Here is a 22,492-nt window from a genome sequence, read left to right as displayed (position 1 = left end):
CTGGCAACGTATCGCTTGCTTTAAAACAATTAATAGTTGCTTGATCAAACGTCTGCAAGATGGACAATCATCCTTCCTGCAGGCGCCTTCACAAGATACCTGCGCATACTTTCAAAGATCCGGGGAAGTGGCCTCAGCGCCGTTCCCGTGTGCTGCGAAGTTTCCTTCGTAGCGAGCCGCCCATTATAGCCGGCTTTTCCGCTTCGTCAACACCTTTTTTCAAGGCCGTCTCACCGGAGTGGACGTTGTTGCCGATGCCGCTTCGGCGTTGGACCCGAAGGCCTTTCGTCGTTGCGAGCCGCCTATTATGCCGGACTTTCCGAGTCCGTCAACACCTTCGTTCGATCATCTCGTTCGTCGGCGGTGGCGTCGCTGTTCGCGTGCCGTTTCCGAAGAAGCGATGCGCTGCAGCAAGGGAGCGAATTCTAGAGATCCTGCAGATTTCGTCAAGGCTTTTTTTGCAGGGTGATGACAGAAGCACCGCGACATCACGCATGACGTACGCTCGAAGATCACTGCGGCGTTGCCCGCGCGTTGCGCGGTCAACGCCGTAGCCGCTATCAATGCAGGGATGCACAGTGGAGAGAGAGCAATGAGCATGCAGGTGACACGCACGTGGTGGCGCGATCTTTCGATGCCGGCCATCGTTGCCGGCTTCATTACAGTGCTGGTCGGCTTCGCCAGTTCCGCCGTGATCGTGTTCCAGGCCGCGCAGGCCGTCGGTGCCGACCAGGCGCAGATCGCCTCGTGGATGTGGGCGCTTGGGCTGGGCATGGGCGTGACCTGCATTGGCCTGTCGCTGCGCTATCGCGTGCCGGTAGTGACCGCGTGGTCGACCCCGGGTGCGGCCATGCTGGTGGTGGGTGCCGGCGGCGCTTCGCTCTCTGAAGCGACCGGCGCCTTCCTGCTCGCCGCCGTGCTGGGCATGCTGGCGGGCTTCTCGGGCCTGTTCGCCCGGTTGATGCAGCGGGTGCCGATGGCGCTGGCCGCGGGCATGCTGGCCGGGGTGCTGCTGCGCTTCGGCCTGGATGTGTTCGTGGCCATGAACAGCCAACTGATCCTGGCCCTGGCGATGTTCGCGACCTGGCTGGCCGGGCGGCGCCTGTTTCCGCGCTATGCGGTCATCGCCACCCTGCTGGTCGGTATCACCATCGCCGCCAGCCGTGGCCTGCTGCACGCCCAGCAGGTACAGCTGCAACTGGCGGTACCGCAGTGGGTGATGCCCTCACTGTCGTGGACCGCAGTGGCGGGCATTGCGCTGCCCTTGTTCGTGGTCACCATGGCCTCGCAGAACATTCCCGGCGTGGCGGTGATGCGTGCCTCCGGCTATGACGCCCCGGTATCGCCGCTGATCGGCTGGATCGGTGTGGTCAACACCCTGCTGGCGCCATTCGGCGCGTACGCGCTGAACCTGGCGGCGATCACGGCAGCGATCTGCATGGGCCGCGATGCGCACGAGGATCCGGCACGACGCTACACCGCCGCCATGGCTGCAGGCGCCTTCTATATTGTCATCGGCCTGTTCGGTGCCACGGTGGCGGCGCTGTTTGCAGCGTTCCCGAGGGAACTGGTGGCCTGCGTCGCCGGTATCGCACTGTTCGGCACCATCGGCAACAGCCTGGCCAGTGCACTGGCGGTGGAGCGTGACCGCGAGGCGGCACTGGTCACCTTCCTGGTCACCGCCTCGGGCGTATCGCTGGCCGGGATTGGTTCGGCGTTCTGGGGCCTGGTGGCTGGCGCGCTGTGCCTGCTGGTGCTGCGGCCCCGCCAGGGCCGCTGAACAGGGCTACCCGGCCAATCCTGCACCAACGGTACTCAGCACCGCCGCGATGACGAGGGCGATCACGGTGGCGACCACGCTGGTGCCACCGCGCGCGCTCAGCTCAGTGTGCAGCCGTGTCTCGTCGCCACGGCTCTCCGCTCGGGCCCGGGCAATCAGGCGCTGGCAATGTGCCAGGTACCAGGTATTGCCGAAGGCACCGGTAGTGATGCTGAGCGCGACAGTGATGATCAGCGACAGGCCATCAGGCACATCCAGCAGCGTCTCGATCACGCTGATCAGCAGCAGCAGGCCCGCCCACATCGCTGCGAGGCGATACATCCTGCGGTACATCATCCAGACCAGGCCCAGCAGGAACGCCGGCCAGTGCCAGGTGCCGCTGCCCGTGGCGATGCCCTGATCCAGCCGCCAGCGCTGGCGATAGATCGGGAAGTTGCCGCCGACCACGGCGGCATACAGTGCCATTTCGCCTTCCAGCCCCGCCGTCACGGCGGTGTCCGTTGCGGCCGCCGGTGCACGGTAGGGATCGGAAGGATCACCGACGCTGGGTGCGCTGCTCCCGGAGGCAACGGCTGCGTCGAACTCCGCGGCCGGAGCGGCCTCGACGGGCGCTGCAGCCTGTTCCAGCTCAGACAACGGACGCCACGACGGCATGCCTTCGCACCACAGCAGCGTGCGCGCCGTCACCGTACCTTCCTGCCGCAGGCGACGCAGGCCGGCCAGGTCCACCGGTCCTTCGCTCTGCCTGCTGTTGGCATACCACCACTGTGCTTCCTGCATGCTGTCCTTCCCTGCTCACGGCTTCTTCAGAACGGAATTCCCTGCCACGGCCTACAGCGGTTCGCTGGAGAGGGTCTGCGCCAGTCGATGGCGCGCACCCGGTGCGAGCGTGACCGGCTCGGGACCGGCATTGGCCACTTCCAGACACACATAGTCGCGCCAGCCCTCGCCGACATCCGACATTTTCGCCGCGGCCTCGGCTCCCGGGTTCCAGGCCACCAGGGTCTGGCTGCCTTCGCTGCGGATCTCGATCCGCCGCTGCAGGACGGGATCGCGAAGCACATAGTGGCCCTGTGCACCGGTATAGATGCGGTCGCTGCGACCCGGATCACGCGGGTCACGCAACGACCATGGCCCCTGCTGCACTCGCGCCTGGCCATAGTCCTCGTACTTGTCCAGGTACTGCAGGCCGTCGACACCCTCGACGTCCACACGGGTGGCATCACCCACCCTGAAATAGCTGTGCAGGGCCTGGGTGAACGTCGCCGGAGCGGACCCCGTGTTCTCGGTGGTCAGTTGCTGGTGCAGCTGATGGCCGATGCGCAGCGTCATCTGCAGGCGCAGACCGAGCGGATCGGACAGTGACGGGGCAAGCTGCAGTTCCACCACGCCGGTATCGCTCTGGTGCACGTGCAGCAGTTCCCAGCGTGCGGTGCGTACCCGGCCATGCGCGGGAGCATCAGCGCCCTGGCCCTGGCGACCGAACCATGGCCAGCACACCGGCACGCCACCGCGGATCGGTGTCGGCAGTTCGGCGCGCGTGGGCGACAACCACAACAGATCCGGTTGTCCCTGCGGAATGAACGACAGCAGCTGCCCGCCGAACACGCTGATGACCGCCGTGGCGCTGGACGTGCGCACGTGCCAGGCCTCAAGCCCGTGATACAGGCCGTTGCTGATGTCCGGATTCGACTGCATGCGATGACGCTCCTTGAAGACCGCGGCGATGATGTCGCGGTCAACGTGCCGCCGGCAAGGCCTTCTGCGCACTGGGCGCGGCAGCGGCGGCCTCTTCCTGCAGCGCGCGCAGGATGCGTTGCCCGGCGCGACCATCGGCATTGACCCAGCCAAGGCGCTGCTGTTCGGCCTGGATCGCGCGACGCGTGGCAGTACCGATCATGCCGTCTGCGCTGCCGATATCGTGGCCGCGGGCGAGCAGCAGCGTCTGCAGCTGACGGCGCTCGTCGCGGCCGATGCCGGGATCGTCGGTGGGCCAGGCCGTGGCCAATCCGGTGCCACCGCGCAGCTGGTCGGCCAGCGTGGCGATGGCCAGTGCGTAACTCTCGGCCGCGTTGTAGCTGTAGATTGCGTCGTAATTGCGGAACACCAGCAGCGCCGGGCCCTTGCTGCCGGCCGGCAGCAGCAGGGCGGCACGCGCGTCGGCGGGAAGCTTGGCCGGGGCCAGCGCACTGCCGTCCAGCGCGGTCACTCCCTGCGCGCGCCACTCGGCCAGGGCGCGGCGCTGGGTACGCCCCGCCTGCCGGGCATTGAAACCGGCGGGGACACGCACCTCCATGCCCCACGGCTCGCCACTGCGCCAACCGGCGCGCTTGAGGTAGTTGGCAGTGGACGCCAGCGCATCGGGGATGCTGCCGACCAGGTCGCGGCGACCATCGCCATCACCATCCACAGCGATGCGTGCGTAGGTGCTGGGCATGAACTGCGTATGCCCGAAGGCGCCTGCCCAGGACCCGGTGAGGCCCTGTGCCTGCAGGTCACCACGGTCGATCAGCGTGAGCAGGGCCAGCAGTTCACCGCGGAAGAAGGCCTGGCGGCGGCCGGCACAGGACAGCGTGGCCAGCGACTGCAACAGCGGGCGCTTGCCGAACACGCGGCCGTAGTCGCTCTCCACGCCCCACACCGCGACGATGGTGGCCGGATCGACGCCGTACTGTGCAGACACCCGATCGAGCAGGTCACGATGCTGCTGCAGCATCGCGCGGCCATCATCCACGCGCTGGCGATCGACCAGCGCGGCCAGGTAGTCCCAGATCGGTGTAGTGAATTCCGGCTGCGCATCGAGCAGGCCAAGCACACTCGGGTCGGGCGTGAGGCCTGCGGTGATCTCAGTGAAGCGCTCGGCACGGATGCCCTGGCTGGCGGCGGTGGCCTGCAGGTTCGCCAGGCAGCGGCTGAAGGCGGGATCGACACTGGCATCGGCTGCCGCAGGCGTGGGGGCCGAAACCAGGGCGGCCGCCAGGCCGAGCGTGGTGAGAATGGGCATGGCGTCCTCCGTGTTGCCGTTGCAGGGCCATCTTAGGGGTACCGATGCCGCCGAACCTGAAGGGAACCCGGACCGCCGGCGGGCTAAACCGCACGCAGCAGGCGCAGGCCGTAGGCAGGACGGTCGGCATCCCAGCGCTGGGTGACCTGCAGCCCGGCCTGCTGCAGCAGCGCTTCAAAGCTGTCATCGGTGTACTTGTGACTGTACTCCACGCGGATCGGCTCATCGGCGGCAAAGTGGAAGGTCCGGCCATCGAGATGGACATCCTGCGCCCAGCGGCTGACCAGGTCGGTTTCAATGCGCAGCCGCGCGGTGCTGTAACACGCACGGTGACGGAATCCGTCGAGATCGAAGTCACTACCGATCTCGCGGTTGAGCCGGGCCAGCAGGTTGAGGGTGAAGGCAGCGGTGACGCCCTGCGCGTCGTTGTAGGCCGCCTCGATCAGCGCCGGGTCCTTGTGCAGGTCGATGCCGACCAGGGCCAGGCCCTCACCGCCCATGGTCTGGCGCATCGCGCGCAACAGCGCGACGGCGTCCTCGCCTTCGAAATTGCCCAGCGTGGAGCCGGGGAAGAACAGCAGGCGTCGTGCCGGTTCGCGCTCGGGCATGGGCACGGCCACCGGACGGGTGAAGTCGGCGCAGACCGGCAGCATCTCGACCTCGGGCAGCGCCGGTGCCAGATGATCGATGCTGGACAGCAGTGCGGCGCGCGAGATCTCGATCGGCGTGTAGGCCACCGGCTCGTGCAATGCCGCCAGCAGCAGCGCGGTCTTGCGGCCACTGCCGCTGCCGAGCTCCACCACGTGCAGGCGCGGACCGACGGTACGGGCGATGTCCGGCAGCACGCGCTTCAGCAGGGCCAGTTCGGTGCGCGTGGGGTAATACTCGGGGGTCTGGGTGATCTGCTCGAACAGGCGCGAGCCGCGGGCATCGTAGAAGTACTTGGAGGGCAACTGCCGCGACGGGCGCGACAGACCTGCCACCACATCGGCCAGGATCTGCTGGCGCCCCGGGGTGAGATCGGTCAGCGCCTGCAGTGCGTCATCGACCGTACTCATGTGAGGTCCCTGGCCAGGCGCAGCCCGGAGAACTGCCAGCGCGCCGGCGGCATGAAGAAATTGCGGTAGCTGGCACGTACATGTCCGCGCGGAGTGGCGCAGCTGCCACCGCGCAGCACCCATTGCCCGCACATGAACTTGCCGTTGTATTCGCCCAGGTTGCCGGCGAACGGGCGGAAACCCGGATAGGCCCCATAGGCGCTCTGGGTCCACTCCCAGACATCGCCGAACATCTGGCGCAGGCCATTGCCCTGCCCGGCCTGCGGGTGCAGGCCATCGTCATCGGCGAAATGGCCGCACAGCGGTTGCGAGGCGGCAGCGGCTTCCCACTCGAACTCGCTGGGCAGGCGTGCACCGGCCCAGCGGGCGCAGGCGTCGGCCTCGTAATAACTGAGGTGACAGACCGGCGCGTGCGGGTCCAGTTCGCGCCAACCGCCCAGGGTGTATTCGCGCTGCAGGGCGTCGTCCCAGTACAGCGGGTGCTGCCAGTCCTCTGCTTCGCGCAGCGCCCAGCCTTCGCTGAGCCACCAGCGCGGCTCGCGATAGCCGCCGGCCTCGATGAAGGCCAGGTACTCGGCGTTGCTGAGCGGGCGCTCGGCCAGGGCGTGGGCGGGCAGCAGCACGCGGTGCGGAGGCGATTCGTTGTCGTAGGCGAAGGAGGCGTGCTGCGGCCACGCCGCGGCACCCACGGTAACGATGCGTTCTGGCGATTCGATCCAGCCCTGCGCAGTGGCGATGCTGGTGGTGGCGTGCAGGTCCTGCCGGTAGGCCGGCTGCAGCGGATTGCACCAGAACGCATGCTTGATGTCGGTGAGCAGCAGTTCCTGGTGCTGCTGTTCGTGCTGCAGGCCCAGCTGCAGGTGCTGCAGCGCCTGGGGGTCGAGGTCGCCGGCAGCGAGGCGTGACTGCACCTGCACATCCACCTGCTGGCGGTAATCGCGTACCTGCTGCAGCGAGGGGCGCGACAGCAGCCCACGCTGTGGCCGCGCATGGGCCGGGCCGATGCTCTTGTAGTAGCTGTTGAACAGGTAGTCCCAGCCAGGATCGTGCGCCGACGCGGCGGCAAGGCCAGCCAGCACGAAGCGTTCGAAGAACCAGGTGGTGTGGGCCAGGTGCCATTTGCTCGGGCTGGCATCGGCCATGCTCTGCAGCATGGCGTCCTCGGCGCTGAGCGGCGCGGCCAGCTGCAGGCTGCGGGCCCGCACCCGCGCGAACTGGTGGGCGAGATCGTGCTGCGGGGCAGCGACGGCGGCAGGTACGCTGTCCATGCAGGCAGCATCGGCGCAGGCCGGTGAGTGCGACGTCATGGTTCGGCGTCACATCGTTCACATGGGTGACCCGCCCGCATTCAAGAAGTGGGCCCGAACGCCGCTAACGGCAATGCTGCGGCCGCGTCGTCACCGCGCTGGAATTCCTGCTTGCCCCTGCATCCGCTCCGCCAGCCTGCGCATTACCTGTTCGTGCTGCCCGCCGTGCTGGTCGCACTGCTGCTGTGGACGGCGCTGGGCAACGAAGACGTTGCCAGCCCGGCCCAGCGCATCCTGCCGTGGCTGCTGGCCAGCCTCGGCGCCGGGCTGGCCCTGCTCTACCACCAGGTGCGTGCGCTGTGCCTGTTGCTGCTGGTGGCGGCGGTGTTCGCGCTGCTGCACCAGGACGTGGGTGGCTACCTGCGCAGTGGCCATGTGACCGCCCTGACCCCGCTGCGCTTCCATGCCATCTCGGCCTGGTTGCCGCTGTTGTTCGCCGGACTGGCGTTGTGGCCGGAGCGCGGGCGCCGACGCCAGGACCTGTTGCTGCGCGGCGTGGTCTGCGGCCTGGCGCTTGCCGCCTTCCTGCTGCTGGCAGCACAGCAGCCCAGCGGCATGCACGACCTGCTGTCGAACCGTCACTGGCGCTGGATTCCAGCCGAATGGAACGCGCTGGCGCAGGTGCCGGCCCTGCTGTTCCTGCTGGCCACCGCTGCGCTGGGCTGGCAGGCGTGGCGGCATCCGCGGCCATTGCACACCGCGATGCTGTTGGCCCTGCTGTGCCTGTGGTGGATGCTGCCGCGGATTTTCCTGCAACCGGTGCTGTTGCCGGCACTGAGCAGTGCCGCCCTGCTGCTGATGCTGGGTGCAATGCTGCAGGAGTCGTTCCACATGGCCTTCCGCGATGAACTGACCGGCCTGCCGGGGCGCCGCGCGTTCAACGAGACCCTGCAGCGGGCGCGCGGCACCTACAGCATCGCAATGGTGGATGTGGACCACTTCAAATCGTTCAACGACACCCATGGCCACGACACCGGCGACGATGTACTGCGCCTGGTGGCCTCGCGGTTGTCGCGGGTAGGCGACGGTGGTCGCGCGTTCCGCTATGGCGGCGAGGAGTTCGCCGTGGTGTTCCTGGACCGTCCGGCGGCGGCCTGTGTCGATGCCGTGGAAGCACTGCGGCAGAGCATCGAGGACACCCGCATGCAGCTGCGCGACCGCAGTACCCGCAGCCGCGATGACGACACCGGCCGCCAGCAGCGCGGTCGCGGCGGCAGCGGCCAGGTGGTTCAGGTGACGGTGAGTATCGGCCTGGCCGACAGCCGCGAGAACCCACGGCCGGCGGCGGTGATCAAGGCGGCCGATCAGGCGCTGTACCTGGCCAAGGACGGCGGCCGCAACCAGGTGCACGCGCATGCTGGCCAGCGCGTGCTGGCCGTGCGCGGCGGCTGAGGCTCAGACCGCGTCGAGGTAGTACCAGCGGCCGTCGATGCGCAGGAAGCGGCTGTGTTCGGTCATTTTCACCGCACTGCCGCCGCCGATGCGGTAGCGCGCGGTGAAGCGTACTTCCGCGCTGTCGGCGCCTGTGGAGGTGTGCTCGTACACGGACAGGCCCAGCCAATGCGTGCGCTGGCCGGGTGCTTCGTCCAGTGACAGCTCGGCGGGGCGGGTGTCCGGGTGCCAGGTCTGGCGCAGGTAATCGGCAAGGCCACGCACATATGCGCTGTAGCGCGAACGCATCAGGTGCTCGGCATCCGGTGCGGCTTCGCCGGCATGGAAGCGTCCACAGCAGGCGGTGTAGTCGGCGTTCAGGCCACAGGGACAGGGATCGGCGGGGTGTCGGGTCATGCCGCCATTGTCGCCGGGTTGCACGGATTGATCCACGCGCGGCACAGGTCAGTTGCAGCAGGACAGGCGTATGCTGTCGCGCCCCCACATTGAATGACCGCCGTGCTGGAACTGGTTCCCCCTGAGTTGTGGTGGCTGGTGGTGATCGCCTTCATCGCCGGTCTTGTGGATGCCGCCGTCGGTGGCGGCGGCCTGGTGCAGCTGCCCGGCCTGTTCACGGTGCTGCCGCAGCAGACGCCGGCGATGCTGTTCGGTACCAACAAGTTCAGTTCGATGTTCGGCACCGGTGCGGCGGCCTGGCGCTATGCGCGCAACGTGCGCTTCCCGTGGAAGCCGGTGCTGTTCGCGGCCGGTACCGCCTTCATCTTCTCGTTCGCCGGGGCCACGGCGGTGAGCCTGCTGCCCAAGGATGCGGTGCGCCCGCTGGTGCTGGTGCTGCTGATCGCGATGCTGGCCTACACGCTGTGGAAGAAGGACTTCGGCGCGCTGCACCGGCCGCAGGAGATCGGCCGCCGCGAGCTGGTGATCGCGCTGGCGATCGGTGCGGCGATCGGTTTCTACGATGGCTTCTTCGGGCCGGGCACCGGCAGCTTCCTGATCTTCCTGTTCGTGCGCTTCTTCGGGCTGGACTTCCTGCGTGCATCGGCCGCGTCGAAGGTGGTGAACCTGGCGACCAATGTGGCGGCGATCTCGTTCTTCGTGCCGACCGGCAACATCCTGTGGCTGTTCGCGCTGCCGATGGCGGCGGCCAACATCATCGGATCGGTGGTGGGCACGCGGCTGGCGCTGAAGGGCGGCACGCCGTTCATCCGCAAGCTGTTCGTGGGGCTGGTGGTGGTGCTGATCGCACGGATGGCGTGGGATACGTTCCGCGGTGCGTGAATGAGCGTCATGCCCCGGTAGGTGCCAACCTTGGTTGGCACGCTGTTTCCGGTCGCGAAGAGCAGCCGAGCATGGCTCGGCTCTACGGGTCGCTGGACCGAGGCGGTCAGGCCTCGGCTTCTTCCGGTTCATTGGCCTGCTGGCGGCTGCGCTCTGGCAGCTTCAGGCGCTTGCCTTCTTCGTCATACTCGATCAACAGCACGCCGGAGTCGTGGCGGCCGCTGATCTCGACGAAGCAGGCGCCACCGATGAACGGTTCCAGCGTCATCACCGACTTCAGCGGGGTGGCGACCACCATCTGGAAGCCGAAGTTGTCGAAGATGTTCATCGCCAATGCGGTGAACTCGTTGTCGGCCTTGTCGAAGGCCTCGTCGAGCACGACCGCGGCGTAACTGGGCAACTGGCTGTCGGCACCGCCAAGCTGGTAACGCAGGGCTGCCGCCAGGCAGGTGGTGGCCAGCTTCTGGCGCTGGCCACCGGACTTGCCGGCGCCGCTGCGGTAGATCTCGACCTGCTGGCGCGTTTCAGCATCCAGCTCGACGCCGATGAACTCCACGTGCATGCGCACGTCCAGCACCAGCTCGCGCCAGCGCTTGTCCTCGCCTTCCTGCGATCCCAGCCGGTTGACCAGCTGGCGCAGCACGGTGAACTGCGATTCGGCCAGCTCGCGCTGCTCTGTCTGCTGCTGCGACAGCACCTCGCGCAGCTGCAGGTGGAACTCGCCGACTTCCGGCAGCCGGCGGTCGCTCAGTTCGATGGTCAGCAGCGTACCGCGGTTGAACGGCACCTGTTCCAGGCTGGCGTTCACTTCGTCCAGGCGCTGGCCGATCGACTTGCGGGCCTCTGCACTGTGGCGCTGCAGGGCCAGCAGGTTGTTCTTGCTCTGGTTCTGCAGCAGATCGAAGAAGCGTTCTTCGTGCTGCGGCAGGCCATCACGCTCCAGGCGTTCGAGGCGGGCGAGGAAGTCCTCGGCCGAAGCCACCGAGACGGTGAAGTCACCCGATTCTTCCGGCCACTGCTGGATGAAGCGTCGGAAGCAGCCGATCAGCTGGTTCTCGATGCGGTTGAGGTCCTGCTGCGAGGACGACAGCTGTTCGTTCAGCGCGTTGCTGACCTGGCGCATGTGCGCTTCCAGCGTTTCCAGGCTGAGCGGACCCTGCTCCTGCAGGCGCTCGGCCAGCCCGGCCTCCTGCGCCTGGGCCAGGCTCGGCAGCACCAGTGCACGGCTCTGCTGGCGCGCGCGGTCGAGGCGATCACGCTCCTTGACCAGCTGGCCACGCTCGACGCGGACGTCTTCATAGGTGCGGCGGGACTGCTCGATGTCGGCGCGCACGGCGTCGATCTGCCTGGCCAGCTTGGCGAGGTCGGCGTTGCCTTCGCGCAGGTCGCGCAGGGTCGCCTCGATATCGCTCAGGCGCTGCTGCGGGGCAGCGATGTCGATCTCGTTCCAGCTGATGCTCACCAGTTCGTGGCAGGCCAGGCGACGCTCGTTGTCGCGGTCACGCTGGCCGCGCAGGCGCGCAATGTCGGTCTCGCAGCTGGCGATGCGCTTGGCCAGTTCCTGGGCTTCACGCTCGAAGGCACCCACCTTGTCGTGGTTGTTGAAGCCGAGGATCCAGCGGCGGCGATCGCCAACGGCGCTGCGATCGTCCTTCTCGAAACGATCGCCCGGATGCTTGACCTGGCCTTCGCGGGTGATGCCGCGATCGACGTTGCGCAGCTGCTTGGCATCCACGCACTCGTAGTCGAAGCGCTTGCCGAGCTCGCGGCGCAGCCAGCTTTCGAACACGTGCTCGCGCAGTTCCAGCTTGTGCAGCAGCGACTTGGCCGACGGCTCGCGGGCAAACGCGTCGTCGTTGCGGCGCACGCGGTAGTAGGTGAAGCGCATGCCCAGGTGGGTGCGGTTCACCCACTCGGCGACGTCGTTGTAGTGCTTGTCATCGACCAGCAGCGACAACGCGAAACCGCCCAGCACGCGCTCGATGGCGCCCTGCCAGCCCTGCTCTTCCGAGCGGACCTGGATCAACTCGCCGACGAACGGCAACGCCGCCTCGGCAATGCCGGTTTCCTCGGCCAGGCGCGCGCGCAGCTTCTGCATCGGCGCCGGGATGTTGGACGGCGTGCGCTGCATCGCCTCCAGCTCGCTGCGCACTTCGCCGAAGCGGCGTTCGTCATCGCGCTTGCCGCCGAGGCGATCGCTGATCGCATCGTCCAGTGCCGCCGAGGCGCGCTGGCGGTCCTGCAGTTCGTTCTGCGCACGCTCGACCAGTTCGGCGAAGCCGTGCGCATCGTCGGGCAGTTCCGCCTGCAGCTGCTGTGCCGCTTCCTGGGCCTGGTCACGCTTGGCCTGGCGGCGGTCGCGCTCGGCTTCGGCACGGCCCTGCTCGCGTTCCAGTTCCTCGATGCGCTCACCGCCCTGCTGGCGGCGCTGCAGTTCCAGTTCGGCCAGGCGCTCGGTGTGGTTGTCCAGCGCGGCGCGGCGCTGGGCTTCTTCGCCGAGCAGGCCACGGTCACGCACGTCCATCTCGCGCAGGCGCGCTTCGATCAGCGCCTGGCGGCGGCTTTCGCGGAAGCTGTCGACGCCAAGCTTCAGCGCTTCGTCGTCGCCGCGCTGGCGGTGCATTTCCTTCAGATCGTTGTAGTACGCGCGTGCCGGCAGCAGGGTTTCCACCTGGCGGCGGGCGGTGACCACCGCCTGGTGCGCGCCATCGAGCTCGGCGAAGTCGCTGACCAGCCGCTCGGCGGCGTCGAAGGTCTTCGGCGTGTCGAGCATGAAGTCGCGCAGGAAGACGTTGAGGTCGCCCAGGTTCTTCGCCGACTGCGTCTTGTGCAGCAGGCGCAGCGCCATCTCGTTGTCGATGCCGAGCAGATCGCGGAAGCGCTCGGCATAGCCGGAGAAGGTATCGAAGTGGTGCAGGTCGGACAGCTTCTGCTTGAGCTTGCGCAGGTCCAGGTCGAAGCCGCCGAGATCCTTGGCGATGTCGAACGGACGCTCGGCGATCATGTAGTGCTTGCGCACGTCGCCGGCCGAGGTGCCGTTGCCGGATATCCACAGCAGGCGCACCAGGCTGACCACGCGGCCATCGCCGGCGCGGTATTCCAGCACCAGCGCGGTCCAGGTCGCGCCCTTGCGCAGGTACTGGGTGGCGATTTCGCCGGTGCCGCTGTCCTGCTGGTCGGCCCACGCGCCGCGCACGTAGGACACCAGGTTGCGATCGCGGCCACTGCGCTCGGCTTCACGCGCGGCGGCGTTGAAGTCGACGATGGCCGGCGGCGTCAGCAGCGCGGACATGGCATCGAGCAGGGTCGACTTGCCCGAGCCGGAACGGCCGACGAACAGGAAGCCACGCTCGGCGATCGGTACTTCGGTCAGGCCGTTGAAGGTGCCCCAGTTGTGCACCTGCAGGCGGCGCATGCGGAACTGCTGCAGGCGCGGGTCCGGCAGGCCTTCGTTGAACAGGGCGGGAGTGTGCTTGGAGATAGCCATGCGATGGTCGGGTCTCTCAGGCCTCGGCGGCCGGGGTTTCGCGCAGCTGGCGGTAGACCGCCGAAAGCTGGGACACGTCTTCGGCGGAGAACAGCAGCTTCAGCGCCGGCGAGACTTCGTGGCGGTCTTCCTGGCCGCTGAGGCGGGTCAGGATGTGGTTGTCCTTCATCTTCTGCACCGCCGAGGCGACACGGCGATTGAAGCCGGCGCGGTCGGTGGACAGGTTCTTTTCGTAGATGGCCAGCGCTTCGGCCATCTCAGCGTCGGCGACCACCGCGCGGTTGCCGCGCGCATCGGCTTCGGCCAGCTGCTGGCGCAGGAACAGCAGCAGCACCGAGTCGATGAAGGTCAGCGGCGAGGTGCGCAGCAGTACCGGTGCATCAACGTCTTCGGTGTCGGCCTGGCGGGTGAAGGCCACGCCGCTGTCGCGGTCCAGCACCAGTTCCAGGAACAGATCGGCCAGCGCGGAGCGAATGGCGGCTTCACTGCGGATCAGCGCCGGCCACAGCTTGGCGTGGCGCAGCTGGTCGATACTGGGGCCGATCAGCAGCTGGCACAGCGCGCGGCGCGCATCCAGCGGCAGGCGCCCGGTGTCGCCCAGGTAGTACACGTCGTTGCCACGGCGGGGCTGCGCCACGGTCGCCACCGGTTCGGCCTCGTAGGCGTCTTCCGCCACGTCGGCCTGCGGTGCGTCGATCGGATCTTCATGCCAGCTCATGGCGTCTCTCCTGGGTGAACCAAACCAGCGGGATGCGGGCGCGACGGATCTGGCCGTCGCCACCACGCCATTGCGCGAGCTCCTGCTCGCCGGCGACCACGTTGCCGAAGCGCGTGCCCAGCGACAGGTAGCCAATGACACTGCCCAGGCCCTGCGGCGCTTCGCGCTGCGACAAGGCCTGGGCGATGCTGAGCCGCGGCTGTGCATCGAGCAGGTCGTGCAGGTCACGACGCAGGGTACGGAAGTCGATCTCGGACGATGCCACCAGATCACCCACGCTCTCCAGGCTGATCGCAGCGGCGTCGTTGTACTCGACATTGCCATCGACCTGGGCACTGCGCGGATCATGCAGCTTCCACTGTGACCACGAGCGCAGGCGGCTGGTGGTCAGCTGCAGGTCGCGGCCGATGCCGCGCTGTGCGGGGAACTCATCGCGTAGTGCCAGCGCTTCGGACTGTGCCTGCTTCAACAACTGATTGAGGCGGCGCTGTTCCAGGTAGCCACGGCTCTGCACGAAACCGCGCAGGCTGCGCGCGAAGTTCTGCAGCACGTCGTGCACCTGGCCGCCACGCTCGAGCATAGTGCTGGTGAAGCCGCGCAGGAAGTTGCGCTCGTTGCGGTCCAGGCGGCGGGCGAAGCCGCGTGCCAGCACTGCTTCCAGCGCGGCATCAAGCTGGGCGCTCTGTTCGGCGTCGTTGAGCAGGCGCCAGAAGGCCTGGAAACTGCGCCCGGCATCGCTCTCGCCGATCACATCCACGCCCTCGAACAGCTGCGACAGCACGTCGCCACGCTCGCCCTCGTCATCGATGATGCGTTCGCGGAAATCGCGGTTGAGCTGCTCGAAGTCGTCGCGCACGCGGCGGAAGTCTTCGGTCAGTTCGTCGGCCAGGCCAATGATCTGGCGCGCACGTTCCAGCGCGCGCTTGCCATCCAGCGCGATCACGCGGCCGGCACCGACGCGGGCGATCTCGGCGTCGATGCGGTCACGCTCGTCGCGCAGCGCCGACAGGCGTGCATCCGGATCCGATTCGGTCTGCGCCGCCAGCTGCGAGAGCTGTTCGATGACCAGCGCCAGGCGGCTTTCAGTGGCGGCCACGCGGGCCTGCTCGAGGCCGTCGGCGAAGCGGATCGCCTGCAGTGCGGCGGTGGACAGCTCGTACTGCTCCTGGTCGGCGCCTTCGGGCAGGCGACGTTCCAGCCAGCCCTGGGCCAGCCAGTGCGCGATGTAGGCCTGCGCGGTACGCGGCAGGTCGCGCGACAGTTCGTCGCCGTTGAGCTGGTCCAGCGCGCGTTGCAGGCGCTCGTTGAGCACCGACGACGGCAGCGTGCGCTCGCCGTCCATCAGCAACCCTTGCAGCAGGCCGATGATTTCCGGGGCGTGGTCGGCCGCAAGCAGCTTCCACTGCGGCTGTTCGCGCAGATGGCGGTAACGGGAAATGCGTTCGCGATGCTTCATGCAGCGAAGGGAGTCATGAGGGCTGGCGGGGACGAGCAGCGGCGCACGGCTGCCGCGCGGGCAGCCGTGGGCATGCCGGCCGCACGGGGCCGGCAGGGTGCGGGCAAGCGGCTCAGCGCTTGCCGCCCACTTCGATGAAGCGCAGGAACTCGGCGCGGGTACGCGCGTCGTCGCGGAAGCTGCCCAGCATCTTGGAGGTGACCATGCTGACGCCGCGCTTGTGGATGCCGCGGGTGGTCATGCATTCGTGGGCGCCCTCGACCACCACGCCGACACCGATCGGCTGCAGCACATCCTGGATGCACTGGGCGATCTGCGCGGTCATCTTCTCCTGCACCTGGAAGCGGCGGGCGTAGGCTTCGACGACGCGGGCCAGCTTGCTGATGCCCACCACCTTGCCGGCCGGCAGGTAGCCGACGTGCACGCGGCCGATGATCGGCGCCATGTGGTGTTCGCAGTGGCTTTCGTACTCGATGTCACGCAGGACGATCAGTTCGTCATAGCCGGCCACTTCCTCGAAGGTCCGCTCCATGTAGGCGCGCGGGTCGTCGCGGTAACCGCTGAACCAGTCGCCATAGGCTTCGGCGACGCGGCGGGGGGTATCCAGCAGGCCTTCACGGGACGGGTCCTCACCGGCCCAGCGCAGCAGGATGCGCACGGCATCCTCGGCCTGGTCCTGGGTCACGTCGCCCTGCGGGGCGGCCTTTTCGTTGTTCTTGCTCATTGCGTACAGCGTCCCGAACGGGGGGCGAGCATCGTACCCGACCGGGGGGTGGGCCGTCCTGTTGGGACGGTTCATCGGGGGTCGTGTTGGCGCGTCGTTGCTGTCGGTCTGGAGTGGGAGAGGGGGCTGCGCAGGACACGCCGTAAACCCGTCCATGGGGGCTCGATGGCGCCATCCATGGCGCCAACGGTCCTGCACAGCCCCCTCTCCCGCTCCCTGACAGTTTCCTGCGGGCGCGGCCGGACCGCCCGAAAGCGGGGTCAAAAGCTGGGTTCATGGCTTCGGAAGCGGCCCGCCACCGCCCTGGTAGGTGCGGACCGTTGGTCCGCACTGCTTCTGCCCTTGCCTTTAAAGAGCCAACCCTCCGCGCTCGCGGGATGTGGGGTGGGTGGCGGAGGGCCGGACGGGGCAGGGCCGTGAGGCGCATGGATGCGCCGATCGAGCTTACATGGACGTACTTGCAGCGTGCCCTGCCCCGTCCGGCCCTCCGCCACCCCAGCCGATAGCCAGCAGGCGCAACGCTTTCCTCAACACACGCCCCCATTCATAAAAACCCATTGATAGGAATGAAATTAGTAGTATCCTATCTATCTCTTATGGACCGACCCCTCGACGAGCGCACCGTGCTGCAGATGCAGCTCAGCTCCGGCCTGCTGTACGCAGGGCGGCAGTGGCAGCGCCTGGCCGACAGCCGGCTCGGCAGCTACGGGATCTCCACCGCCTGCACCATGCCGCTGCTGATGATCGGCCGCTCCGGCGGTGGCATCCGCCAGGTGGCGCTGGCCCAGCAGCTGGGCATGGAAGGGCCTTCCCTGGTGCGCCTGCTGGACAAGCTGTGCGCCAGCGACCTGGTCCGCCGCGAGAGCGACGCCAGCGACCGCCGTGCCAACCTGCTGTGGCTGACCGAGGCCGGCCAGGCCCTGGTCAGCGAGCTGGAAGACCAGTTGATCGGCCTGCGCCAGGACGTGTTCGGCGAGCTTTCCATGGATGAACTGCACGCCGTGCTGAAGGCATGGCGCCTGCTGGCCGAGGCCGCCGACCGCATTACGTAAGGCCGCTGCCCCCGAACCCCGCCGCTGCCGTGCACACGCCAGCGGCTTTTGCCCGTTGCTGTTGTTTCGTTGTCCCTCCCCTCCCCCACCTTGCCCCGCCCCTACCGATGCCCGGTGAATTCAGTCTCCACGGAGTGTTCGTCCCGACCCTGCTCGGGTTGATGGTGTTGGCCTATCTGGTCAACAGCGGCCTGCACGCGCTGCTGCAGCGTGCCGGCGCCTACCGCCATGTATGGCACCCGGCGCTGTTCAACCTGGCGCTGTACGGGATCGTGCTTGGCCTGCTGTTCCACCTCCTGCGTTGGATGCAATCGTGAACAAGATCGTGAAGAAGACCCTGCCGGTGCTGCTCACCAGCGCAGCCGTGATCGTGGCCCTGCTGGTGCTGCGCCAGCTGTGGGTCTATTACATGGATGAGCCGTGGACCCGCGACGCCCATGTCGGCGCCGACGTGGTGCAGATGGCGCCTGATGTGTCCGGGCTGGTGGAAACGGTGGACGTGGCCGACAACCAGGCCGTGAAGAAGGGCGACCTGTTGTTCGTGGTCGACCGCGCGCGCTACCGCATCGCGCTGGAGCAGGCCAAGGCCAGCCTGGCCGAGCGCCAGGCCTCGGTGGCGCAGCTGCGCCGCGAGATCGGCCGCGACCGCAGCCTGCAGGACCTGGTCGCCGCCGAGGACGCCGAAGTGCGCCGCGCCAAGCTGCAGGCTGCACAGGCCGCGCTGGCCACCGCACAGGCTGCGGTCGACCTGGCCGAACTCAACCTGGGCCGCACCGAGGTGCGCGCACCGGCCGATGGCCGGGTCAACGACCGCACCCTGCGCGTGGGCGACTACGTGGTGGCCGGCAAGCCGGTACTGGCGCTGCTGGATACCGGCTCGTTCCGCATTGATGGCTACTTCGAGGAAACCCGCCTGCGCGGCGTGGCGCCGGGGCAGAGCGTCGACATCCGCCTGATGGGCGAATCGACCCCGCTGCGCGGCCATGTCGAGAGCATCGCTGCCGGCATCGAGGACCGCTACCGCAGCAACGGCAGCAGCCTGCTGCCGAACGTGACCCCGGCCTTCGACTGGGTGCGGCTGGCGCAGCGTATCCCGGTGCGCATCAGCATCGACGAGGTGCCCGAGGGCGTGGAACTGATCGCCGGCCGCACCGCCACGGTGACCGTCCAGACCAGCAGCACGAAGCACGCAGACAAGGCCGGCACCGCGCCGACACAGGCGGGCCTGTGAACGCCACCCTGCCCCGTCTCGGCCTGATCGTCGCGCTGGCCAGCGTGGCCGCGTGCAGGACCGTCGGCCCGGATTACGCCCTGCCGGACGGTTCGGCGTTCAAGCGCCCGCAGGCCAATGCGGCCTTCATTGACACCCAGAACCCGCAGGTGGCCGCCAACCAGGCGCTGCCCGACCGCTGGTGGTCGCTGTACAACGACCCGGTACTGGACGGCCTGATCACCCAAGCGCTGCGCGACAACGTGGAACTGAAGGCTGCCGATGCGCATCTGCGCCGTGCCGCCGCCGTATACGAGCAAGCGCTGGACGCAGGCGGTTTCGAGTACGAGGCCGAAGCCGGCGTCAGCCGCGCGCAGCTGTCGGCCGAATCGTTCCTGCAGGAGCACGAGCTGCCGGTGATCAACCTGGCTGACGGCAAGTTCGCGGTCAGCTACCAGTTCGACCTGTTCGGCAAGCTCAAGCGCGGCGCCGAAGCGGCCCGCGCCGACGAGCAGTCGGTGGCCGCCGCACGCGATCTTGCCCAGGTCAGCGTGGTTGCACAGGTGGCCGACAGCTACCTGGAAATCTGCCACGCCAACCACGAGCTGCATGTGGCCGAGCACTCCCTGCAGCTGCAGCAGCGCAGCCGTTCGGTCACCCAGCGCCTGATCGATGCCGGCCGCGGCACGCCGCCGGAGCTGGCCCGCGCCAATGCCCAGGTGGCCGTGCTGGAAGCTGCGCTGCCGCCGCTGCAGGCGCAGCGCTCGGCGGCCGCCTATTCGCTCGCTGCCCTGCTCGGGCAGACCCCGGGCCAGCTGCCGGCCGGTGTGATCGACTGCGCGCACGCGCCCGCCCTGGCGCAGCCGTTGCCGGTGGGCGATGGTCGTGCGCTGCTGCAGCGCCGCCCGGACGTGCGCCAGGCCGAACGCAAGCTGGCCTCGGCCACCGCGCGGATTGGCGTGGCCACCGCCGAGCTGTACCCGGATATCCGCCTCGGTGCCTCGCTCGGTGCCGCCGGCCTGCTGGAAGACTTCGGCACGCCGATGACCCAACAGTGGTCGATCGGCCCGCTGATCTCGTGGACGTTGCCGTCGTCCGGCACCCACGCCCGCATCCACGCCGCCGAGGCGGGTGCCGATGCAGCGCTGGCCGAGTTCGACCACACCGTGCTGCAGGCACTGCGCGAGACCCAGACCGCGCTGGATCGTTATGCGCAGGACCTGCGCCGGCTGCAGTCGCTGCGCACCGCGCAGGAACAGGCCGCGTTGGCCGCCGAGCAGAACCGCCGGCTGTACCAGGGTGGCCGTACGCCCTACCTGTCCAGCCTGGATGCCGACCGCAGCCTGGCCACCAGCGATGCCACCCTGGCCGCGGCCGAAGCGCAGGTGTCGCGCGACCAGATCCACCTGTTCCTGGTGCTGGGTGGCGGCTGGCAGGCCAGCGCCGCCGCGCCCAGCGCCTCGACCGCCGCGAAGTAAACCATGAACGCGCTGACCGACCGCCAGGCCTGGCTGTTCTCGATCAAGACCTACCTGGCCGCGGTGGCCGCGCTGTACATCGCCATGGCCGGCAACCTGTCGCGCCCATACTGGGCGATGGGCACGGTGTACATCGTCAGCCAGCCGCTGCTGGGCCCGACCCGCGCCAAGGGCGTGTACCGCATCGTCGGCACGCTGGTGGCCGGCCTGGCCACCCTGCTGGTACTGCCGGCGCTGGTGGAGACGCCGCTGGTGCTGAGCGCGGCGATGTCGATCTGGCTGGCCGGCTGTCTGTTCATGGCGCTGCTCAACCGCGGCCCGCGCGGCTACGCATTCCTGCTGGCCGGCTACACCACCGCCTTCATCGGCTTCCCGGCCGTGACCTCGCCGGAGACCATCTTCGACACTGTGGTGGCACGCAGCGAGGAGATCATCCTGGGCACGGTGGTGGCGGTGCTGTTTGCTTCGCTGCTGTTCCCGGCCTCGGTGCGGCCGATGCTGCGCGCACGCATCGGCACCTGGATGGAGGACGCCGCGCAGTGGTGCCGGCAGATTCTTGAACGTGGCCGCGCGCACGCGCCACGCAACCGGCTGGCCGCCGACCTGGTGCAGTTTGAGGCGCTGATTGAATTCCTGCGCCGCGATGATCCGCGCCATGCCGGTTCGGCGGTGTCGATGGAGCGCCTGCGCGAGCGCATGCTGCTGCTGTTGCCGGTGCTGTCGTCGATCGCCGATCGGCTGAGTGCACTGCGCAGCGATGGCCAGGCGCTGCCGCAGGGCCTGCCGGAACTGATCGACGACCTCCACGACTGGCTGGACGGGCCGACCAGCGCCAGCGAGTACGCCCGCCTGCGCGCACGCATCAGTGCGCTGAAACCGCAGGTGGACCGCGATCTGCAGCACCTGCAGCTGGCCAGCCTGCTGCTGCGCCTGGAGGAACTGGTGGATCTGTGGCAGGACTGCCGCACGCTGCAGCATGCGATCGACCATGGCACCGCACCGCTGGGCCGCGCGCACTACCGCATCCGCACCGAACGGGTGGCCGCCGACAAGCACGTCGACTACGGCATGGCGCTGTTTTCCGCGCTCAGTGCCGGCGTGGCATTGATGAGCTACTGCGTGCTGTGGATCGCTCTGGGATGGGAAGGCGGCGGCAACGGCGCAATGATGGCCGCGGTGACCGCCGCGTTCTTCGCCGCGCAGGATGATCCGGCGCCGAGCATGGTGTCGTTCCTGGTGTGGGCGATGGTCGCTTCGGTGGTGGCCGGCGTGTACCTGTTCGGCGTGTTCCCGGCCGTGCACGACTTCGGCCTGCTGGCACTGGTGCTGGCGGTGGTGTTCCTGCCACTGGGGCTGATGCTGCATCACCCGAAGAGCGCGCTGTTCGCACTGCCGCTGACGGTGAACCTGGCCGCGCTGCTGAGCCTGCAGAACACCTACAGCGCCAACATCCAGACCTTCCTCAATTCGTCGATCGCGATGTTCATCGGCATTGGCTTTGCAGTGGTGATGACCCGCCTGTTCCGTTCGGTGGGTGCCGAGTGGACCGCACGCCGGCTGGTACGGCAGGGCTGGACCACGCTGGCCGAAGCCGCCGAAGGCCGCGGCCAGCAGGACCGCCAGCGCTTCGCCGCGCGCATGCTCGACCTGCTGGGCCTGCTCGCACCGCGCCTGGCTGCGACACCGGAGGGCAGCGACATCGCCTCGGTGGACATGCTCAACGAGGCCCGCATCGGCCTGAACATCCTGCAGCTGCGCCGTGCCCGGCTGGAACTGCCCGAACGCAGCCGCGAGGCGGTCGAGCACATCCTGGAGGAGATCGCCGCGCACTACCGGCGGCAGATTGCCGCGCGCAGGCCGATTGTGGCCGCCGAAGCGCTGCGCGAGCGGCTGGATACCTCACTGGGCCGGGTTGGCAGCGTGGCGGCCTGCAAGGCACGCGACGAGGCGCTGATGGGCCTGATCGGCCTGCGCTTCGCGCTGTTCCCGGAGGCGAAGGCATTGGCGCCAGGGTGGGCGGACGCCGGCGTTGCATCGGCCTGATAATGCTCGGCAGTGCCGGGCCATTCCCGGCGGCCTTTCGCCATGGCAACAGGACGGTTCAATGAGTTACGACATGATGGTGTTCGAGGCGAGCGTCGCCCCACGCGAGGCCGCGGCTTTCATCGCCTGGTTCGAGAAGCAGACCCAGTGGAACGAGCGCCACGAGTACGATGACCCGGCGGTCAGCAGCCCGGCACTGCAGGCGTGGTTCGCGGAGATGGCACAGGAATTCCCGCCAATGAACGGGCCGTTGAGCAATGACGACGATGATCGTGCCGAGGTGACCGAGTACAGCATCGGTAGTCAGGTGATCTACGGCGCGTTCGCGTACACGGTGGCCGAGCATGCGCATGGCCGGGTGCAGGATCTGGCCGAGAAGCACGGTGTGGGCTTCTTTGATGTGAGCGCCGATGAAGCGGCGATCGTGTTCCCCGATGGCCTGGTCCTGATCGCGTAGATCCACGCCGAAACGATCGAAGCGCGCTTCTGTAGAGTCCAGCCATGC

Annotated in this window: 19 protein-coding genes; 9 read left to right on the top strand and 10 right to left on the bottom strand. The window is 68.0% G+C overall.

Going from position 1 to position 22,492, the window contains the following annotated elements; translation table 11 throughout:
* Positions 1–592: 592 nt before the first annotated feature.
* Positions 593–1,780: a benzoate/H(+) symporter BenE family transporter gene (locus tag N440_RS19595; RefSeq protein ID WP_133936364.1), complete on the top strand. Its 1,188-nt coding sequence runs from the start codon at positions 593–595 to the stop codon at positions 1,778–1,780.
* Positions 1,781–1,786: 6 nt separating this feature from the next.
* On the opposite strand, the gene N440_RS19590 is transcribed toward N440_RS19595, so the two are convergent.
* The 5 genes from N440_RS19590 to egtB all read right to left on the bottom strand — a co-directional run bounded on the left by N440_RS19590 (position 1,787) and on the right by egtB (position 7,110).
* Entirely contained in the window at positions 1,787–2,560 is a 774-nt protein-coding gene (locus tag N440_RS19590) for a GYF domain-containing protein (protein WP_133936363.1), read from the bottom strand.
* 51 nt (positions 2,561–2,611) lie between these two features.
* Positions 2,612–3,478: a D-hexose-6-phosphate mutarotase gene (locus tag N440_RS19585; protein WP_133936362.1), complete on the bottom strand. Its 867-nt coding sequence runs from the start codon at positions 3,476–3,478 to the stop codon at positions 2,612–2,614.
* A 40-nt stretch (positions 3,479–3,518) separates the two neighbouring features.
* A complete protein-coding gene (locus N440_RS19580; RefSeq protein ID WP_133936361.1) occupies positions 3,519–4,784 on the bottom strand; it encodes a lytic murein transglycosylase in 1,266 nt (421 codons plus the stop codon).
* 83 nt (positions 4,785–4,867) lie between these two features.
* Positions 4,868–5,842 (bottom strand): L-histidine N(alpha)-methyltransferase, encoded by a 975-nt coding sequence (gene egtD, locus N440_RS19575; protein ID WP_133936360.1) that lies wholly within the window; start codon positions 5,840–5,842, stop codon positions 4,868–4,870.
* A complete protein-coding gene (egtB, locus tag N440_RS19570) occupies positions 5,839–7,110 on the bottom strand; it encodes an ergothioneine biosynthesis protein EgtB (protein ID WP_133936359.1) in 1,272 nt (423 codons plus the stop codon). The genes egtD and egtB overlap by 4 nt, the downstream gene beginning before the upstream one ends.
* Before the next feature lie 150 nt (positions 7,111–7,260).
* On the opposite strand from egtB, the gene N440_RS19565 reads away from it, so the two are divergent.
* Positions 7,261–8,541 carry a GGDEF domain-containing protein gene (locus N440_RS19565; protein WP_133936358.1) on the top strand — a complete coding sequence of 427 codons (1,281 nt, stop codon included), beginning with the start codon at positions 7,261–7,263 and terminating at the stop codon, positions 8,539–8,541.
* 3 nt (positions 8,542–8,544) lie between these two features.
* Here N440_RS19565 and N440_RS19560 read toward each other — a convergent pair whose 3' ends face one another.
* Positions 8,545–8,937, bottom strand: coding sequence for a YchJ family protein (locus tag N440_RS19560; RefSeq protein ID WP_133936357.1), 393 nt, complete (start codon positions 8,935–8,937; stop codon positions 8,545–8,547).
* 93 nt (positions 8,938–9,030) lie between these two features.
* Here N440_RS19560 and N440_RS19555 point away from each other — a divergent pair, with 93 nt between their 5' ends.
* A complete protein-coding gene (locus N440_RS19555) occupies positions 9,031–9,819 on the top strand; it encodes a TSUP family transporter (RefSeq protein ID WP_219626123.1) in 789 nt (262 codons plus the stop codon).
* A gap of 106 nt (positions 9,820–9,925) precedes the next feature.
* Here the strand turns inward: N440_RS19555 and N440_RS19550 are convergent, their stop codons facing one another.
* The 4 genes from N440_RS19550 to folE form a co-directional block, all read right to left on the bottom strand.
* The gene (locus N440_RS19550; protein ID WP_133936356.1) at positions 9,926–13,306 is read right to left on the bottom strand and encodes an SbcC/MukB-like Walker B domain-containing protein; all 3,381 of its coding nucleotides are present in this window, start codon (positions 13,304–13,306) and stop codon (positions 9,926–9,928) included.
* A 16-nt stretch (positions 13,307–13,322) separates the two neighbouring features.
* A complete protein-coding gene (locus tag N440_RS19545; protein ID WP_107231280.1) occupies positions 13,323–14,024 on the bottom strand; it encodes a DUF4194 domain-containing protein in 702 nt (233 codons plus the stop codon).
* Entirely contained in the window at positions 14,011–15,480 is a 1,470-nt protein-coding gene (locus N440_RS19540; protein WP_006478041.1) for a DUF3375 domain-containing protein, read from the bottom strand. The genes N440_RS19545 and N440_RS19540 overlap by 14 nt, the downstream gene beginning before the upstream one ends.
* Before the next feature lie 112 nt (positions 15,481–15,592).
* The gene (gene folE / locus N440_RS19535) at positions 15,593–16,204 is read right to left on the bottom strand and encodes a GTP cyclohydrolase I FolE (protein WP_008267997.1); all 612 of its coding nucleotides are present in this window, start codon (positions 16,202–16,204) and stop codon (positions 15,593–15,595) included.
* Between the two features lie 596 nt (positions 16,205–16,800).
* Here folE and N440_RS19530 point away from each other — a divergent pair.
* The 6 genes from N440_RS19530 (at position 16,801) to N440_RS19505 (ending at position 22,444) form a co-directional block, all read left to right on the top strand.
* Positions 16,801–17,256: a MarR family transcriptional regulator gene (locus tag N440_RS19530; RefSeq protein WP_133936355.1), complete on the top strand. Its 456-nt coding sequence runs from the start codon at positions 16,801–16,803 to the stop codon at positions 17,254–17,256.
* A gap of 107 nt (positions 17,257–17,363) precedes the next feature.
* Positions 17,364–17,573 (top strand): DUF1656 domain-containing protein, encoded by a 210-nt coding sequence (locus N440_RS19525; protein ID WP_025875651.1) that lies wholly within the window; start codon positions 17,364–17,366, stop codon positions 17,571–17,573.
* A complete protein-coding gene (locus N440_RS19520) occupies positions 17,570–18,487 on the top strand; it encodes an HlyD family secretion protein (protein WP_166671587.1) in 918 nt (305 codons plus the stop codon). Before N440_RS19525 ends, N440_RS19520 begins: the two co-directional genes overlap by 4 nt.
* Positions 18,484–19,944 carry an efflux transporter outer membrane subunit gene (locus tag N440_RS19515; protein WP_133936353.1) on the top strand — a complete coding sequence of 487 codons (1,461 nt, stop codon included), beginning with the start codon at positions 18,484–18,486 and terminating at the stop codon, positions 19,942–19,944. Before N440_RS19520 ends, N440_RS19515 begins: the two co-directional genes overlap by 4 nt.
* A 3-nt stretch (positions 19,945–19,947) precedes the next feature.
* Positions 19,948–21,987: an FUSC family protein gene (locus tag N440_RS19510; RefSeq protein WP_133936352.1), complete on the top strand. Its 2,040-nt coding sequence runs from the start codon at positions 19,948–19,950 to the stop codon at positions 21,985–21,987.
* A 61-nt stretch (positions 21,988–22,048) separates the two neighbouring features.
* A complete protein-coding gene (locus N440_RS19505) occupies positions 22,049–22,444 on the top strand; it encodes a hypothetical protein (protein WP_133936351.1) in 396 nt (131 codons plus the stop codon).
* The last annotated feature ends 48 nt before the right edge of the window (positions 22,445–22,492 follow it).

This window comes from Stenotrophomonas sp. CC22-02, assembly GCF_004365115.1.
In the GTDB taxonomy this organism is placed as follows: domain Bacteria; phylum Pseudomonadota; class Gammaproteobacteria; order Xanthomonadales; family Xanthomonadaceae; genus Stenotrophomonas; species Stenotrophomonas forensis.
This window is presented reverse-complemented; position numbering and strand designations above follow the sequence as displayed.

Excerpts from the sequence above, each read along its gene's own strand:
- N440_RS19560 (WP_133936357.1), bottom strand. The coding sequence starts at position 8,937 with ATGACCCGACACCCCGCCGATCCCTGTCCCTGTGGCCTGAACGCCGAC.
- N440_RS19550 (WP_133936356.1), bottom strand. The coding sequence starts at position 13,306 with ATGGCTATCTCCAAGCACACTCCCGCCCTGTTCAACGAAGGCCTGCCG.
- N440_RS19590 (WP_133936363.1), bottom strand. The coding sequence starts at position 2,560 with ATGCAGGAAGCACAGTGGTGGTATGCCAACAGCAGGCAGAGCGAAGGA.
- N440_RS19540 (WP_006478041.1), bottom strand. The coding sequence starts at position 15,480 with ATGAAGCATCGCGAACGCATTTCCCGTTACCGCCATCTGCGCGAACAG.
- N440_RS19595 (WP_133936364.1), top strand. The coding sequence starts at position 593 with ATGAGCATGCAGGTGACACGCACGTGGTGGCGCGATCTTTCGATGCCG.
- N440_RS19525 (WP_025875651.1), top strand. The coding sequence starts at position 17,364 with ATGCCCGGTGAATTCAGTCTCCACGGAGTGTTCGTCCCGACCCTGCTC.
- egtB (WP_133936359.1), bottom strand. The coding sequence starts at position 7,110 with ATGGACAGCGTACCTGCCGCCGTCGCTGCCCCGCAGCACGATCTCGCC.
- N440_RS19545 (WP_107231280.1), bottom strand. The coding sequence starts at position 14,024 with ATGAGCTGGCATGAAGATCCGATCGACGCACCGCAGGCCGACGTGGCG.
- egtD (WP_133936360.1), bottom strand. The coding sequence starts at position 5,842 with ATGAGTACGGTCGATGACGCACTGCAGGCGCTGACCGATCTCACCCCG.
- N440_RS19505 (WP_133936351.1), top strand. The coding sequence starts at position 22,049 with ATGAGTTACGACATGATGGTGTTCGAGGCGAGCGTCGCCCCACGCGAG.
- N440_RS19555 (WP_219626123.1), top strand. The coding sequence starts at position 9,031 with ATGACCGCCGTGCTGGAACTGGTTCCCCCTGAGTTGTGGTGGCTGGTG.
- N440_RS19585 (WP_133936362.1), bottom strand. The coding sequence starts at position 3,478 with ATGCAGTCGAATCCGGACATCAGCAACGGCCTGTATCACGGGCTTGAG.
- N440_RS19580 (WP_133936361.1), bottom strand. The coding sequence starts at position 4,784 with ATGCCCATTCTCACCACGCTCGGCCTGGCGGCCGCCCTGGTTTCGGCC.
- folE (WP_008267997.1), bottom strand. The coding sequence starts at position 16,204 with ATGAGCAAGAACAACGAAAAGGCCGCCCCGCAGGGCGACGTGACCCAG.
- N440_RS19530 (WP_133936355.1), top strand. The coding sequence starts at position 16,801 with ATGGACCGACCCCTCGACGAGCGCACCGTGCTGCAGATGCAGCTCAGC.
- N440_RS19510 (WP_133936352.1), top strand. The coding sequence starts at position 19,948 with ATGAACGCGCTGACCGACCGCCAGGCCTGGCTGTTCTCGATCAAGACC.